The organism is Bacillus sp. FSL W8-0519 (assembly GCF_038005585.1).
GTDB lineage: Bacteria > Bacillota > Bacilli > Bacillales > Bacillaceae_G > Bacillus_A > Bacillus_A paranthracis.
This window is the reverse complement of sequence record NZ_JBBOTL010000001.1, coordinates 3,753,663-3,770,100: the sequence shown is the minus strand read 5'-3', so window position 1 is coordinate 3,770,100 and position 16,438 is coordinate 3,753,663. Positions and strand designations below refer to the sequence as shown.

General features: G+C 36.3%; 16 protein-coding genes. 13 read left to right on the top strand and 3 right to left on the bottom strand.

What is annotated here, in order from left to right; all coding sequences use genetic code 11:
- Nucleotides 1–38: 38 nt before the first annotated feature.
- Complete coding sequence (rsmD, locus tag NST14_RS19575) at nt 39–605, top strand: 16S rRNA (guanine(966)-N(2))-methyltransferase RsmD (protein WP_001266990.1); 567 nt, start codon at nt 39–41, stop codon at nt 603–605.
- Nucleotides 602–1,093 (top strand): pantetheine-phosphate adenylyltransferase, encoded by a 492-nt coding sequence (coaD, locus tag NST14_RS19570; RefSeq protein ID WP_000200598.1) that lies wholly within the window; start codon nt 602–604, stop codon nt 1,091–1,093. The genes rsmD and coaD overlap by 4 nt, the downstream gene beginning before the upstream one ends.
- Here coaD and ylbJ read toward each other — a convergent pair.
- On the bottom strand, nt 1,085–2,314 hold the full coding sequence (ylbJ, locus tag NST14_RS19565; protein WP_000273104.1) for a sporulation integral membrane protein YlbJ: 1,230 nt from the start codon (nt 2,312–2,314) through the stop codon (nt 1,085–1,087). The two genes, coaD and ylbJ, sit on opposite strands and share 9 nt — an antisense overlap.
- Nucleotides 2,315–2,427: 113 nt before the next feature.
- Between ylbJ and NST14_RS19560 the strand changes: the two genes are divergently transcribed.
- Both NST14_RS19560 and NST14_RS19555 read left to right on the top strand, forming a co-directional pair.
- Nucleotides 2,428–3,219, top strand: coding sequence for a patatin-like phospholipase family protein (locus tag NST14_RS19560; protein ID WP_000662598.1), 792 nt, complete (start codon nt 2,428–2,430; stop codon nt 3,217–3,219).
- Nucleotides 3,212–4,234 carry a SepM family pheromone-processing serine protease gene (locus tag NST14_RS19555; RefSeq protein ID WP_000476307.1) on the top strand — a complete coding sequence of 341 codons (1,023 nt, stop codon included), beginning with the start codon at nt 3,212–3,214 and terminating at the stop codon, nt 4,232–4,234. Before NST14_RS19560 ends, NST14_RS19555 begins: the two co-directional genes overlap by 8 nt.
- Nucleotides 4,235–4,263: 29 nt before the next feature.
- On the opposite strand, the gene NST14_RS19550 is transcribed toward NST14_RS19555, so the two are convergent.
- Nucleotides 4,264–5,445, bottom strand: a complete 1,182-nt coding sequence (locus NST14_RS19550; RefSeq protein ID WP_048557620.1) for a nucleotidyltransferase — start codon at nt 5,443–5,445, stop codon at nt 4,264–4,266.
- Nucleotides 5,446–5,658: 213 nt separating this feature from the next.
- Between NST14_RS19550 and NST14_RS19545 the strand changes: the two genes are divergently transcribed.
- The 3 genes from NST14_RS19545 (at nt 5,659) to NST14_RS19535 (ending at nt 7,031) form a co-directional block, all read left to right on the top strand.
- Complete coding sequence (locus tag NST14_RS19545) at nt 5,659–6,159, top strand: YceD family protein (RefSeq protein ID WP_000872145.1); 501 nt, start codon at nt 5,659–5,661, stop codon at nt 6,157–6,159.
- A 61-nt stretch (nt 6,160–6,220) separates the two neighbouring features.
- Nucleotides 6,221–6,394 (top strand): 50S ribosomal protein L32, encoded by a 174-nt coding sequence (gene rpmF / locus NST14_RS19540; RefSeq protein ID WP_001984764.1) that lies wholly within the window; start codon nt 6,221–6,223, stop codon nt 6,392–6,394.
- 130 nt (nt 6,395–6,524) lie between these two features.
- Nucleotides 6,525–7,031, top strand: a complete 507-nt coding sequence (locus NST14_RS19535) for an RsfA family transcriptional regulator (protein WP_000246478.1) — start codon at nt 6,525–6,527, stop codon at nt 7,029–7,031.
- 34 nt (nt 7,032–7,065) lie between these two features.
- Here the strand turns inward: NST14_RS19535 and NST14_RS19530 are convergent, their stop codons facing one another.
- Complete coding sequence (locus tag NST14_RS19530) at nt 7,066–7,539, bottom strand: N-acetyltransferase (protein ID WP_000506707.1); 474 nt, start codon at nt 7,537–7,539, stop codon at nt 7,066–7,068.
- Between the two features lie 293 nt (nt 7,540–7,832).
- On the opposite strand from NST14_RS19530, the gene panE reads away from it, so the two are divergent.
- The 6 genes from panE (at nt 7,833) to NST14_RS19500 (ending at nt 16,268) form a co-directional block, all read left to right on the top strand.
- Nucleotides 7,833–8,723: a 2-dehydropantoate 2-reductase gene (panE, locus tag NST14_RS19525; protein ID WP_000782392.1), complete on the top strand. Its 891-nt coding sequence runs from the start codon at nt 7,833–7,835 to the stop codon at nt 8,721–8,723.
- A 79-nt stretch (nt 8,724–8,802) separates the two neighbouring features.
- Nucleotides 8,803–10,419 carry a bacillithiol biosynthesis cysteine-adding enzyme BshC gene (gene bshC, locus NST14_RS19520; protein ID WP_229142897.1) on the top strand — a complete coding sequence of 539 codons (1,617 nt, stop codon included), beginning with the start codon at nt 8,803–8,805 and terminating at the stop codon, nt 10,417–10,419.
- A gap of 368 nt (nt 10,420–10,787) precedes the next feature.
- Nucleotides 10,788–11,720, top strand: a complete 933-nt coding sequence (gene rsmH / locus NST14_RS19515; protein WP_000481790.1) for a 16S rRNA (cytosine(1402)-N(4))-methyltransferase RsmH — start codon at nt 10,788–10,790, stop codon at nt 11,718–11,720.
- Between the two features lie 15 nt (nt 11,721–11,735).
- The gene (gene ftsL, locus NST14_RS19510; protein WP_000067081.1) at nt 11,736–12,098 is read left to right on the top strand and encodes a cell division protein FtsL; all 363 of its coding nucleotides are present in this window, start codon (nt 11,736–11,738) and stop codon (nt 12,096–12,098) included.
- 21 nt (nt 12,099–12,119) lie between these two features.
- Nucleotides 12,120–14,270 (top strand): penicillin-binding protein, encoded by a 2,151-nt coding sequence (locus NST14_RS19505; protein ID WP_078417222.1) that lies wholly within the window; start codon nt 12,120–12,122, stop codon nt 14,268–14,270.
- A gap of 81 nt (nt 14,271–14,351) precedes the next feature.
- Nucleotides 14,352–16,268 (top strand): stage V sporulation protein D, encoded by a 1,917-nt coding sequence (locus NST14_RS19500; RefSeq protein WP_074542172.1) that lies wholly within the window; start codon nt 14,352–14,354, stop codon nt 16,266–16,268.
- Nucleotides 16,269–16,438 lie beyond the last annotated feature (170 nt).

Below are 16,438 nucleotides of genomic sequence, written 5' to 3'. Positions count from 1 at the left end.
AATTGCTCTATAGATTGAAATAAAGGTAGTGACAACAGATGAGAGTAGTTTCAGGAAAATGTAAAGGACACCCACTTAAAGCGGTGCCAGGTAATACAACACGTCCAACGACTGATAAAGTAAAAGAATCCATTTTTAATATGATAGGCCCTTATTTTGATGGGGGTGTCGCTCTTGATTTATTTGGTGGTAGCGGTGGTCTTGGAATCGAAGCTATAAGTAGAGGGATTAATAAAGCGATTTTTGTTGATCGAGACAATAAAGCGATAAAGGTAATCCATCAAAATTTAGAAAGTTGTAGAATACAGGAACAAGCTGAAGTATATCGGAATGATGCAGAACGTGCGATAAAAGCACTTATAAAACGTGAAATATCATTTGATCTTATATTAATTGATCCTCCATATAAAGATCAAAAAATTGTATCTTTAATTAGTGTAATGGATCAACATGGATTGCTACATAACGATGGTTTAATTATGGCGGAGCATGGTAATGATGTAGTTTTACCTGAGGCTATAGGAAGACTTGTAAAAGTGCGAGCTGAAAATTATGGCATTACAGCGATATCGATTTATAAGTATGAAGGTGAGGGGACGGAATGACAAGTATAGCTATTTCTTCGGGAAGTTTTGATCCAATTACCCTTGGGCATCTGGATATTATTAAAAGGGGAGCAAAAGTATTTGACGAGGTATACGTAGTAGTTTTAAACAACTCGTCAAAAAAACCGTTCTTTTCAGTGGAAGAGCGTTTAGATTTAATTCGAGAAGCAACAAAGGATATTCCTAATGTCAAAGTAGATTCACATAGTGGACTATTAGTTGAGTATGCAAAAATGCGTAATGCGAACGCGATTTTACGTGGATTACGCGCAGTTTCTGATTTTGAATATGAGATGCAAATTACTTCTATGAATCGAAAGTTAGATGAAAACATTGAAACCTTTTTTATTATGACAAACAATCAATACTCATTTTTAAGCTCGAGCATTGTGAAAGAAGTTGCGAGATATGGAGGAAGTGTAGTAGATCTTGTACCTCCTGTTGTAGAACGTGCTTTAAAAGAAAAGTTTCAAACCCCGTTAAAGTGAACGGGGTTTTTCTTTGTTGCTCCGAAAAAATAATAAGATGACATATACATATAAGCAAAATAATGTAAATATCGGTCCGTAGTGTATAAAAGATGTCCAAAATTCATGCAGAATAGAAGAATGATTCGATAAAAAGACAGGGATATCTTTTTGCATAGGTGAGAAAGAGCTTACTTTTTCATAAAATGGTTTCCAAAATATAAAAGTAAAAATAGGGGCAAGAATACTTTGGATAATTCGTGCGAAAAAATAGGGCTTAAATCTAATGTCTGTTTCAGCTAATATGCTAGCGACTTGTGCCTGAATAGAAAGGCCGCTAAATGCTAAAATAAAGCTTGTTACCATAGCTTGCTGCAGGAGGGGTGTTTCAGTTATTTGACTAATCATTTGGCTTCCAAGTGTCATTTCAAACATGCCAGATAATATTGGGATACTAAATTCAGTAGTTAGTTGGAAGAATGATAAAATATGTTGCATAATAAAAGAAAGGGCTGCTGTAATATGAAATACAGTAATCATTTTATTTAAAACAGAGAATAAAATAATAAATCCACCAATCATAAGTAGCGTTTGAATAGAAGAAACGATAGCGTCCCCAAGTAATTTTCCTATTGGTCTTTTTTCTTGCATACGTGTCTCGTGTAGAATTGAAAAAGGGTTTTGAAAAGGGTGTTTTTTAGTAACATGTTTATCATGCGTGGAACTGTTGTTATTGCCATAAAAACGCATCAGTAACCCGACGGCAAAATTACTTACATAATGTGCAGCAGCTAATACGATTCCTAATTTCGGATTATTGAAAAAACCGATAGAAACAGCGCCAAAAATAAAAAGTGGATTGGATGAGTTTGTAAAAGATACGAGGCGCTCTGCTTCAATTTGTGTTAGCTGATTGCTTTTGCGCAGTCTAGCGCTTAATTTGGCGCCAGCGGGAAAGCCTGAAGCCATTCCCATTGCCCAAACAAATCCGCCTATTCCTGGAACGCGGAAAAGTGGTCGCATAAGTGGTTCTAATATAACGCCTATAAATTTTACGACACCAATACTAATGAGAAGTTCGGCAATGATGAAAAACGGTAAAAGTGAAGGGAATACAACTTCCCACCATATATTTAACCCTCGAATGGAAGCTTGTAAAGCAGCTTGGGGGTGGAGTACAAGAGAAAAGGTTAAAAAAAGTGTTGATATGGTAAGGAAAGCCGTTTTCCATTTTTCATACATGTAAGTAAATCCCCCTTTGTCCCAAAAAACGTTCATTTCAGTATACGTGGATACGTAGTGAATTTAGACCATAAGTATGAAAAAGGAACGAAAAAAATTAAAGGGTGAGAAAAGTGAAAGAACCGAAAATTGGCTTAGCTCTTGGATCTGGGGGCGCAAAAGGTTTTGCTCATATTGGTGTTATAAAGGTTTTAAGGGAAAATGATATACCGATTCATATGATTGCAGGAAGTAGTATGGGGGCTTTAGTAGGTACATTTTATGCGGCTAGTTCAAACGTTGAAAGACTGTATAAACTGGCAAATGTTTTTAAGAGGAAATATTATTTAGATTTTACGGTTCCGAAAATGGGATTTATTTCTGGAAAACGTGTCAAAGATATGATTAAAATGTTTACATATAATAAAAATTTAGAAGAATTAGATATCCCGACGGCTGTTGTGGCTACTGATATCTTAAAGGGGGAAAAAGTAGTTTTTACAAGTGGTCCAGTTGCAGAGGCGGTGAGAGCAAGTATTTCTGTACCTGGAGTGTTTGTGCCAGAGAAAATAGATGGACGATTATTGGTAGATGGCGGAGTAATTGATCGCATCCCAGTATCGGTTGTGAAAGAGTTAGGTGCCGATATTGTCATTGCTGTTGATGTATCCCCGATTAAAGTAAATGGAGAGGTTACGTCTATTTATGATGTAATTATGCAGAGTATTGAAATTATGCAACATGAGCTTGTGATAAATCGGCAAATTGCATCTGATTTAATGATGCGACCAGCTGTAGAACAATTTAGTTCCCGGGCTTTTACAAACATTGAAGACATTATTCGAGTTGGAGAGGTAGAAGCGGAAAAGCATGTTGCAAATATTCATTTATTAATTGAGCAGTGGAAGGAGAAACATAATGTTTAAGCGTTTTCGGTTTATATATGCAATTTTAATAGGGGTTATATTGGCAATGTTACTTGTTTATGTACGTCTGCCGTATTATGTAACGAAACCAGGAATGGCTGCCAAATTAGAGCCTTACGTTCAAGTTGAAGGGGGAACAAAAGAATCAGGTGATTTTATGCTTGTTACGGTTTCAATGGGACCGGCAAATGTAGTGAATTTAATAGCGGCACAGTTTAATAAATATACACATATTTCAAAAGCGGAAGAAATATTGCAAAAAGGTGAAAGTGATGAAGAATATCAATTTCGCCAAAATTATGCGATGAAAGATTCGCAAAATGCAGCGATTTATAATGCTTATAAACGTGCAAATCGTACTGTTTCTTTTGAAAATAAAGGTGTGTTGGTTGCTGGTGTAGCGAAAGGGATGCCTTCAGAAGGAAAGCTTAAACTTGGAGATGTTATCATTGCCGTCGACGGAAAAACATTTGAAAAGACAGAACAATTTATTGAATATATGACAGGGAAAAAAGAAGGAGATACAGTAAATATTGAGTACAAGAGGGATGGGAAACAGTTAAAAGAAAATTTAAATGTAAAGACTATTCCGAATGGAAATGGACGTGTTGGTATAGGTGTTTCTATCGTTACGGAAAGAGAATTAGTGGTAGATCCGAAAGTGAAAATTGACTCTCATGAAATAGGCGGACCATCGGCAGGCCTAATGTTTACATTAGAAATATATAATCAACTGGTGGAAGATGATTTAACAAGAGGGCATGAAATAGCTGGAACAGGGACGATCAATGAAAAGGGAGAAGTTGGCCCGATTGGCGGTATTCAGCAAAAAGTGGTTGCTGCAAGTGATGCTGGTGCTGAAGTGTTCTTTGCACCAAATGAAAAAGGTGCAGAGAAATCGAATTATAAAGATGCACTTGAGGCTGCGAAAGATATTAAAACGAAAATGAAAGTTGTGCCAGTTGATACGTTGGATGATGCATTAATGTATTTGGAAAAAATGGGCAATAAATAAAAAAATCTCTCTTTTTCAGAGAGATTTTTTTATAGGAATTTTGCAGTTGTTTCATCGTAACGAATTGGGTGATGTGTTGCATCTTGTTTTAGTAGTTGTGTTCGTAATGGTTCTTGTATGATGGAGAAATATACAGAATTGGCTTTTCGATCTATGTGTAAAGTAGGATGGTCAAATGTTTTTGTATGGGTAAGGATTGGAAGCTCTATTTTTTTCTTGTTTTTTGAAAGGTACGTTTGTCCTTTTTGTGACATGCCTAATAGACGAATGTATGGTGCATGTTGCTCTATATTTGCGCAATGTATTTCTTCTTTTGTTGTATTTGTTAAAATATGTGTACAAGCTCTTTGTAATCTAGTCCATGTATAACGTTTCGTTTTTAACGCTTCCATGAATGAATGGAAGGAGGAACTGGTTTGTATTTTTGATAAAATACGATGCTCTAAACCTTCCTCAATTTCATATATATGTCGTAAGTCTTCTGGAGACATCGTCATAAGTTTGTATTTAAAAAATGAAAAGTATTGTTCCCAATTATGTAATGTCCCGTAGTTTTGTTTATAACTCGCTAAAAGAGAAGCAGTCGCTTTTGGGATGAAAGGCTCAATTTCTGTAAAGGAACTATTTTCACTAAAAAGTTGTTTGCGAATACTTGTTGCGCTTGCAATATGTTGGTCGTTAAATGTTTCATCATGATAATGAGATGCGAATCTTTTTATCGTTTGTGCTTGCATAGAACTATTTTGCATTAGAATTGCTTTTATGTATTGGAAGCCTAAAATGTTATTTGGTTGTGACATGTCTATATTTTTTTCAGAAGATAAAATGTGTAGGAAAGCTTCAGATGTAGCTTTTGCGTAACTATTACCTGCGTTCATAAATTGCTTTACAAGACGATTAAAAGTCTCTTCTTCATTTTTCTGCACAGAGATGGTGTTATAAAAATTTTCGATTTGTCCATCTTCACTGCCGAAACAAATTTCAGAAACGTGTAGGGCGTTTAAAATAGAAATAGCGCCATTTGCAAAGGTTTCGGCCTTTTGCGTTGAAAAGGCATAAGGAAGCTCTACAACGAGGTCTACACCGCATGTTAAGGCCATTTTGGTACGATACCATTTGGATACGAGTGCTGGCTCACCACGTTGTAAAAAAGGGCCACTCATAACAGCGATTGTAATATCAGAGTGTGTTAACTTTTTTGTTTGTTGCACATGATAAGCATGACCGTTATGAAAAGGGTTATATTCAACAACAATACCACTGGCTTTTATGGTAATCTCTCCTTTCGATGTAGCATCTTTTTGAAAAACGTGATACTCTATATATTATTTACTATGATGACTTCATTATAGTGTAAAGAAAAAACATTGACAAATATAAAATGGCTAGCTATAATTTTGTTTGTTGCCTTGAGGTGATATGATATGAAATGGTCCATCCATCAATTGAATAAATTGAGAAATAAAGGATTGACATTGGATGAGATGGTAGATGTAAGTGAGCTAAAAGAGGTCGAGAAAGATATTCGTGAAATTAATCCTGTTCACGTAACAGGAAGAGTTGATTTTGGCTCCGGTAAGTTTACGTTCCATCTACATATAACTGGAAGCATGGTTTTACCATGTTCTCGCTCTTTAGTAGATGTGACATTACCATTTGACATTAAAACAACTGAGGTGTTCCAAACTTCACAAGAAGAATTTGAAACTGAAGCTGAAATTCATTGTTTAGAAGGAGAAGTACTTGACTTACTGCCCGTAATCAAGGAAAATATACTTTTGGAGATTCCAATGCAAATTTTCAGTGATGATGTTTCTGGTGGAGCACCGACGCAAGGTCAAGACTGGCAAGTGATTTCGGAAGAAGACAAAGAAAAGCCTGTTGATCCAAGATTGGCAGGACTTGCAAAGTTTTTTGACAAATAATCGGAAGACTGGTTCAGGCCTTCATATGAAAATAACTATTTCTTTTAAGGAGGTGGGAAGAATGGCTGTACCTTTTAGAAGAACTTCTAAAACAGTAAAAAGAAAGCGTCGTACGCATTTCAAATTATCAGTACCTGGTATGGTAGAGTGCCCAAGCTGTGGTGAAGCGAAATTAGCTCACCGTGTATGTAAAGCATGCGGTACTTACAAAGGTAAAGAAGTAATCAGCAAGTAATTGCGGGAAAATAAACGTAGAAGATATCTTCTACGTTTATTTTTTTTTGTCTTATTCTTCATTTGTTGTATTCTATCTTTTCTAGTAACTGCATATGTTTAATAAAAAATGCATAGGGAGGACTAGAGAGATGGCGACAACAAGACAAGATGCTTGGACTGATGATGAAGATTTGCTTCTGGCAGAAGTAGTACTCCGGCATATTCGAGAAGGTGGAACGCAATTATCTGCCTTTAAAGAAGTGGGAAGACATTTATCTCGTACACCAGCAGCATGTGGCTTTAGATGGAATTCTTACGTTAGAAAGCAATACAAAGAACGTATTGAAGAAGCGAAGCAACTGCGTAAAGTGGAAAATTATGAAGTGAAAGAGACGAAGGTATTAGAACCTACGTCAATTACATTGAATGATGTTATTGATTTCTTGCAAAATTATAAAGATGAAAACTCTTTAGTGGTGTTGCAACAGCAAATTGAATCGTTACAAACAGAGAAAGAGAGCCTGTTGGAGCGATTATCAGTATATGAGGAAGAATATAGAACATTGCTTGATTATATCGATCAAAAAAGAAGTGTAATGGTAGCGGAAAGAAATAGCGCTCGTTCGAATGGGAAATTAGAGAAGTTAAAGAAATAAAAAAACAGCTGCTATGTAGCTGTTTTTTTATTTCTTATGCAGACTCTTCATTTGTAACCGCATTCAAATTTGTTTCTGGGTGCCAAACGTAAAAATCACCATCAGGTACTGACACAGGTTGGAAATTTAATTTATCCCAAAAACCAGCTGAATGGATACGTGCGATCGTTTTAATTGGGAACTGCAGTCCCTTCGCATAATTTACAAGCATTTCTCCGAATCCTTGTTTTTGGAAAGTTGGTAATACTTCAAGTTTATAAAGTTCTAGGTAAGTACCTGTAATTTCGAATGGTTCCCCGCCGTTCCTTTTCATGTATAGACTCATACGTGCAATGAGTGATCCACCGTAATAAATACCGTAAAATGGAGATTCACTATTGTTTTCAATAATGTTTGCTTGTAATTCTTCTAACATGGATAGTTCTTGAGCTCCGCAGCCTTTAAATTTTTTAAACTCGTCTAATGTTTTATAATTGATGAGCAAGCGCTCAACTTTTGGGAATCCCATAACATCACATCCTTTTTGTCTCGTTGAATGCAGAAAAGTGAAAATATTTATAATAATATTATAACTCATTTTTTTATTTTTATGAAGATGATAGTGTATTTCTTTTATTATTTTTTTGAGGATTTGCTAAACTAAGAGTAGAAGTATAGTAATAAGTAGTATATACATATTGAAAGAAGAGGTGGCATTTGATCATCTTTAGTTAATTATGATTCCGTATGAATCGGGGGTTCGCGGAATAAAAGAGGAGGGGAAAAAGGGACTTATGTATCGTGTTCAAATGAGTTCCTTGTGTGAAAATGAAAATTGGAGTTGTGGGACCAGGAGCTATTGGTCTATTGTATACATTTTATTTACAAAAAAGTAATCAAGATGTTACGTTGTTTACAAGGACAGCTAAGCAGGCTGACGAATTAAATATAACGGGTGTAACTTGTATTAGGGAGGGGAAACGTGAAACGGTATTCCCGCCAGTATTACCAATAGAAAGCATGCTAGACCAGCAGCTAGATTATATATTTATTGCTGTTAAGCAATATCATATAACTGACATACTACCTTTTGTGCGAGGGAAATCCTCAGTAGTCTTTTTGCAAAACGGAATGTCACACCTTCATGCTATGCAGAAAATAGAGAATGAAAATATTGCAGTTGGAATTGTAGAGCATGGTGCGAAAAAAGAAGAAAGACATACCGTTTATCATACAGGGATAGGTGTAACGAAGTTTGGAATCGTGCGCGGTCGGTCTATACATTTTGAAAAAATATTTAATTGCTTTCCTTTTCCGCATTTTCCAATTCGAATAGAAGATAATTGGAAGGATGTTATGCACAAAAAATTAGTAGTGAATGTATGTATCAATCCATTGACGGCATTATTACAGGTCAAGAACGGAGAATTGATCACGAACCCGTTTTTTTATCAGATGATGGAGCAAGTATTCAAGGAAGTCGTTTTTCTCGTTAAAGAAGAAAAAGAAATGGTATGGGAAATGGTACGTCATGTATGTGAAAGAACATCTCATAATACATCATCTATGCTGGCAGATGTAAGGGCGAATAGACAAACAGAGATTGGTGCGATTGTTGGGTATGTATTAGAAGAAGCTAAGAAACAGCAACGATCCGTTCCGACACTTCAATTTTTGTTCGATGCAATAAAAGGGTTAGAAGTAAAAGTATAAGTGTAATTCTTTGCTTTTACGTGAAACATTGACTACAATGTGGATTGGTGAGAGAACAGGATACGAAAGGAAGAATTATATGGAGATAAAAGAAATCTCTGTTCCGCAACAAGGTGTTGTAGCGGACTATATGAACGGTAAAAAAGAGATACAGTCGTGTTTTGATTATATGTTAACAGAAGATGCTTTTAAACAGCGTGTACAAGATTTGCGTGAGAGGGAGTTTTTCCGCCAAGATTTAGTAGCGCGTTTATTAGAATATAATACAAAATTACAAGCGGGAGAAGCTACAATTCAAAATGTAAAAGCGCTTGAAGATGAAGATACATATGTTGTTATAGCTGGACAACAAGCTGGGTTATTAACTGGGCCACTTTATACGATTCATAAAATTATTTCAGTTTTACAGCTTGCGAAGGAAAAGGAAGAAAGTTTAGGCGTTAAAGTTGTTCCTGTTTTCTGGATTGCTGGTGAAGACCATGATATGGATGAAATTAATCATACTTTTGTAACGAAGAATAAAAAAATAAAAAAGACCATTTTTCATGATCGTAATCCGAAAAAGGCGAGTGCTTCAGAGTCTGAGCTTTCTTTGGAAGACTGTAGAAAGTGGATTGAAGAAATTTTTAAAACATACCCTGAAACGAATTTTACAAAGGATGTACTGCGATTTATTGATGATTCTTTACGGAAATCGAATACGTATGTAGATTTCTTTGGTCACCTTATTATGAAAATGTTCATGAATTCTGGTTTAATTCTTGTCGATTCGCATCATCCTGAATTAAGAAAATTAGAAGTGCCGTTTTTTAAACAAATTGTAAGTAAGTATAAAGAAGTGCAAGAGGGGCTTCATAACCAACAGGAAGTAATTAAAGAATTAGGATATAAGCCAATTATTGAAACAAAGTCTAATGCAGTACATATATTTATGGAAATTGATAATGAGCGAGTGTTGCTTGAAGACAATCAAGGGAAGTTTGTTGGGAAAGATGGGACGTATTCCTTTTCATATGAGGAATTGATTGAAGAGATGGAAAGAAGCCCAGAGCGCTTTAGTAATAATGTTGTAACGCGCCCTCTTATGCAAGAGTATGTATTTCCTACGTTGGCGTTTATTGGAGGTCCAGGGGAATTAGCTTACTGGAGTGAATTACAACAAGTCTTCCATACTATCGGCTTCCGAATGCCTCCTGTCGTTCCTCGTATTACAATTACTTATATTGAGAGGGATATAGCGACAGATTTACACGATTTACAATTGCAAGAGAGTGACCCGTTTTTGAATAACGTAGATAAGTTGCGTGAAAACTGGCTATCTAATCAAATAGAGGAACCGATAGATGAACGATTTGTAGAGGCGAAAAAAGAAATAATTGATATTCATAAGTCATTACAACAGTTTGTGAAGAAAATAGATCCTGGATTAAGTTCGTTTGCAGGGAAAAACGAGTTCAAAATTAATGAACAAATTGAACTGTTGGAAAGAATGTTGAAAAGAAATGTTGAGAAAAAACATGAAGTGGAACTAAATAAATTCCGTCGTATACAATTTGCACTACGCCCATTGGGAGCGCCACAAGAGCGTGTGTGGAATGTATGTTACTATTTAAATCAGTTCGGTTTAGATTTCGTTGATCGTGTAATGGAAAAACCGTTCTCTTGGAATGGAAAACATCACGTTATAAAACTATAGAATCTTGCTCTTAGGAGCAGGATTTTATTTTTATTCCGTTGAATTTACTGTGAAGTGAAATTTTTCTGAATTATTAATTTTAAAAAAGCTAATATCGTAATTATGCAGGATACTTAAATATATGACAAAATAGCACAAAATGTAAACGTATTATTATCTTTTTCGACAGTTTTTTATTTAAATTCCCGCAAAAGATGATAAAATTTAGTATATAATAAAAGAAAATGGCGATTTGTATAGTATGCTGCCTTTGTAGGCAAGTTAAATGAGTCGTTCTTTCATAGTATTTCGTTCTCTAGTCGTGAAATATGCGTTTAGAGGAGGAGATACATTCAACATAATTAATTGGAAAAAGAGTAGGTGCAACAATGTTTAATCACGTAACAGTGCTTTTGAAGGAAACAGTAGATGGCTTAGATATAAAGCCAGGTGGTACATATGTAGATTGTACACTGGGGGGAGGAGGACATAGTTCTTATTTATTATCCCAATTAACTGAAGGCGGAAGATTAATCGCGTTTGATCAAGATGAGATAGCAATTCAAAATGCGAAAGAAAAATTCTCTTCATACGGTGAGCAGTTCATAACAGTAAGGAGTAATTTCCGTTACCTATCTGAAAAACTACAGGAATTAGGTATAACAGAAGTAGACGGTATTTTATTTGATTTAGGTGTTTCATCCCCGCAATTAGATACACCAGAGCGTGGCTTTAGTTACCATCATGATGCACCGTTAGATATGCGAATGGATCAAGATGCCCCATTAACAGCCTATGATGTTGTAAATAGTTGGTCATATGAACAACTTGTAAGAATTTTCTTCCAGTATGGCGAAGAGAAATTTTCAAAACAAATAGCAAGAAAAATTGAAGCGTATCGTGAGAATAAAGCTATTGAAACGACAGGGGAATTAGTAGAACTAATTAAAGAGGGTATTCCAGCTCCTGCTCGTAGAACGGGTGGACATCCTGCGAAGCGAGTGTTCCAAGCGATCCGTATTGCGGTAAATGATGAATTGAAAGTATTTGAAGAAGCGTTGGAATCTGCAATTGAGATGGTTAAGCCAGGCGGAAGAGTTAGCGTTATAACATTCCATTCTTTAGAAGACCGTATTTGTAAAACGACGTTTAAGCGAAATAGTACAACGCCACAATTGCCACCAGGATTACCAATTATTCCTGATGAATTTAAGCCGAAATTAAAGCTTATTACAAGAAAACCGATTTTACCTTCTGATATAGAGTTAGAAGAAAATAATCGAGCGCGTTCTGCGAAATTGAGAATCGCTGAAAAACGATAAAAAGGGGAGAGAGGTATGAGTAACTTAGCTGTAAAGTACAAGCAACAAGCGCAAGAAGAGGTTCAGATTCAAACGCCCCCACAGCAGATGGTTCAACCAAAAGCTAAAGCGAAGATTACAAGAATCGAAAAACTGTTGTATGTAGCGTTTATTGGCTTTTTATTGTATGCCTGTGTAGCGTTTATTGGAAATAAAGCAGGCCTTTATCAAGTTAATGTAGAAGCTGCGACAATAGAACAAAAAATTGTACAGCAGCAAAAAGAAAATCAAGAGTTACAGGCTGAAGTAGAGAAGTTAAGTCGTTATGAACGAATCGCTGAAGTTGCAAAAAAACACGGGCTAGAAATTAATGCGAATAATGTGAAAGGCCTCAAATAAGGCAATAGGTGTGAAGGGAAAATGAAGAGAAATATGACTAAATTTCATACCAATAAGGGAGCAGGGTATTTTATGATTTTATTCCTCCTGCTCTTTTTGCTGTTATTAGCCCGATTTTTTTACATACAAGCGACAGGAACAGTGCATAATCAGGATTTGGATAAACTCGCTCAGCAAAAACATAGTAAAACAGGAGTTCTGGAAGCGAATCGTGGGACGATTTATGATCAAAATTCCCATGTGTTAGCGCAAGATGCAAACTCTTATAAACTTGTAGCGGAATTAAAAGGTGCGAAGCCTGTTGAGAATAAAGAGGATACTGCTAAGAAAATTGCGGGCGTACTCGGAAAAGATGAAGAGAAGATTTTAGCTACTTTAAATAAAGAGGGTAGAAGTCAAGTAGAGTTTGGGAAATTAGGTAAAGGCTTGACGAAAGAACAGAAAGAACAAATAGAAGCATTGAAATTACCAGGTATATCTTTTATTACTGAAAATGCAAGAGTGTATCCGAACGGTGATTTTGCATCTTATGTTGTAGGTCATGCGAGACCTGATGAAAAGGGAATCGCTGTAGGTCAATTTGGTTTAGAAAAGAGTTTGAATAAGTATTTAGGTGCTTCCAATGGAGAGGTAGCTTATACAGGCGATCGTAGAGGCGTATCTCTTGACGGTGGAAAAGTGAATGTGAAGGCACCTAAAAATGGAGATAATGTATATTTAACACTCGACCAGCGTATTCAAAGTTATTTAGAAGATGCAATGAAAGAAGCGAGTAAACATTATGAGCCAGAAAGCTTAATAGGAATTGTTGCGGATCCAAAAACAGGGAAAATATTAGCGATGTCTAGTAAGCCTAGTTATGATCCGAACCAAGAGAATAATAATTATTTTTATAATGACGCAATTGCAAATGCATTTGAACCTGGATCAACAATGAAAATTTTTACGCTAGCAGCAGCTATTAATGAAGGTGTGTATAAGGGACAAGATTATTATCAGTCTGGTACATATCAAGTCGGGAACCGCAAAATAAAAGATCATAATGGCGGTGCTGGATGGGGATCTATCACATTTGATGAAGGTGTAGAGCGCTCTTCCAACGTAGCGTTTGCTATTTTAGGGGATCAAAAACTTGGTCCAGACCGTTTCCGGAAATATATCCATGCTTTCGGATTAGATGAAAAAACGAATATTGATTTACCTGGTGAAGGTTCAAATACCATTTTATTCGATCAGCAAATACAGCAAGTAACAACAGCTTTTGGACAAGGTTCTACTGTAACACCAATTCAGCTTGTACAGGCTGCAACTGCTATTGCGAACGATGGGAAAATGATGAAACCTTATACAATTGATAAAATTGTAGATCCGATAACAGAGGAAGTAAAATTAGAACATAAACCAGAAGAAGTGGGAAAACCTGTTACAAAAGAGACAGCAGCGCAAGTAAGACAGTTATTAGAACGCGTTGTTACATCGCCGAAAGGAACAGGAACTGCTTATAAAGTCGATGGCTATTCAGTTGGTGGTAAAACAGGAACGGCGCAAATTCCGGATGGAAAAGGAGGCTATATGACGGGAAGAGAGAATTATATATTCTCATTCTTAGGTATGGCACCTATGGACAATCCGCAACTTGTTGTGTATGTAGCTGTTAAAAAGCCGAAATTGAAAGATGATGAGAGCGGCGCACAACCTTTAGCTGATATTTTTAAATATGTAACGAAGAATAGTTTAGAGTATTTAAAGATTAAGCCTAATGAAGTGAAAGATCCGAAGAAATATGTGAAAGAGCAGCAAACTGCTGTTCCAGATGTAACGGGAAAAACGATGGAAGAAGCGAAAAAAGCCATTGATAAAGCAAAACTTCGCCCAATCGTATTAGGTGAAGGGAAAGTACAGCATCAAGTACCGAAAGCAACTGAACAAACATTGAAGGGTGACCGAGTCTTCTTAGTGGGAGATAAACCTACAATGCCAAATATACAAGGCTGGGCACTTCGTGATGTTATGAATTTAGCAAAAACATTAAAGCTTAATCTAAAACCTACTGGTACAGGATACGTAACCGAACAAAGTGTACCAGAAGGAACATTGTTGCAACCTGGTACAGAGTTAGGTGTAACACTTGTACCGCCACTTGAACCACAACAAGAAGCAGAAAAGCCGTAATGCTAAAAGAGAAGAAGTTCTAATTAAATAAGTACAAGCATATATTGGAACAAGCTAGGCGTAAGGGAGGCTTGTTCCAATATGCGTGTATCAAATGTAACAGTTAGAAAACGACTTATTTTTATACTCATATCAGGTATACTTATTTTCACTATCATCGATATTCGTCTTGGATATGTGCAATTTTTTCTTGGGAATATGTTAACGGATCGTGCGAAAGATTCATGGAGTCGTAATATTACTTTTGAACCTGAACGTGGAAAAATTTTAGACCGAAATGGTGTGGAACTTGCCACGAATAAAAGTGCTCCAACTGTCTTTGTTGTACCGAGGCAAATTGAAAAACCAGCAGAGACTGCAGAGAAGTTAGCTGCAGTATTAGGTGTGGAAAAAGATGAGATTTATAAGAGGATTACAAAAAAAGAATCAATTGTAAGGTTAGATAAAGGCGGAAGGAAAATATCACATGATAAGGCGAAAGAGGTAAGAGGATTAAGTTTGAAAGGTGTTTATATCGCAGAGGACTCTATCCGGTACTATCCATTTGGCAACTTTTTATCACACGTATTAGGGTTTGCAGGTAGTGATAACCAAGGTCTTATGGGACTAGAAAAATATTATGATAAAGAACTGAATGGTGATGAAGGTCATGTGCGCTTTTTTGCAGATGCAAAAGGGCAAAGGATGCCTAATGTTGGCGATGATTTCAAAAAACCAGAAGCTGGTTTGAATTTAGGCTTAACAATTGATGCACGTATTAATAGAATTATGGAAAGAGAAATGAATATCGCAGAGTCGACATATAATCCAGATGGTATGATTGCGATTGCGATGAATCCGAAAAATGGTGAAATTTTAGGTATGTCGAGTCGGCCGAGTTTTGATCCGGCAGATTTTCAAAGTGTTTCTCCAGAAGTGTACAATAGAAATTTACCAGTATGGAGTACGTATGAACCTGGTTCAACATTTAAAATCATTACGTTAGCCGCAGCTTTGAATGAAAATTTAGTAGACTTAGAGAAAGATACGTTTTATGATGATGGAGCAGCTGAAGTTGGTGGAGCAAGATTGAAATGCTGGAAAGCAGGAGGCCATGGTAGCCAAACGTTTTTAGAAGTAGTTCAAAACTCTTGTAACCCAGGATTTATCGAGCTGGGTGATCGTCTTGGTAAAGATCGATTGTTTAAATACATTCGTAATTTTGGCTTTGGACAAAAAACCGGAATTGACCTGCAAGGTGAAGGTAGTGGGATTTTATTTAATTTAGACAAAGTCGGTCCAGTCGAGCAAGCAACAACTTCATTCGGTCAAGGTGTTTCTGTTACGCCAATTCAACAAGTGGCGGCGGTAGCAGCAGCTGTAAATGGTGGAACATTGTATCAACCGTATATAGCTAAAGAATTTATTGATCCGAAAAACAATCAAGTTGTAAGTAAAAAGACACCTGTGGAAAAAAGAAAAGTTATTTCCAAGGAAACTTCAGAAAAAGTTCGGTATGCATTAGAGAATGTTGTAGCAAAGGGATCTGGTAAAGGTGCTTTTATTGATGGGTATCGTGTAGGCGGAAAAACAGGTACAGCCCAAAAAGTGAAAGATGGTAAATATTTAGAGAATAATTATATCGTATCTTTTATCGGTTTTGCTCCAGCAGATGATCCGGAAATTGTTGTATATGTTGCTGTTGATAATCCGAAAGGTGTAACGCAATTTGGTGGAGTAGTAGCAGCTCCAATTGTTGGAAATATTCTGCGGGATGCACTTCCTGTTATGGGAGTGAAACCGAGAAAAGAACAAGTTGAGAGAGAATATAAATGGGGCGATACACCAACTGTGGAAGTTCCGAATTTAATTGGTATGAAAAAGAAAGACTTACAGACACAACTCGTTGATTTGAAGCTTGATATAAGCGGAGAAGGAGAGAAAGTCATTAAACAGTCCCCAGAAGCAGGAGCTAAAGTGAAAGAAGGCTCAAAAATTAGAATTTACTTCGGGAATTAAAGGTAACCTAGTACGTTTTATGGTACAATTGGTGGAAGTGAGTTCTTTATAGAAGAGTTACTTAATTTGAGACCGCAAGAGTCTCGGTTATAAATAGGTCTATTTATTAGACACAGTAGCACTTACCTCCTATTTTACATAATTAGGAGGTAACGTGTTGCTTATTAATA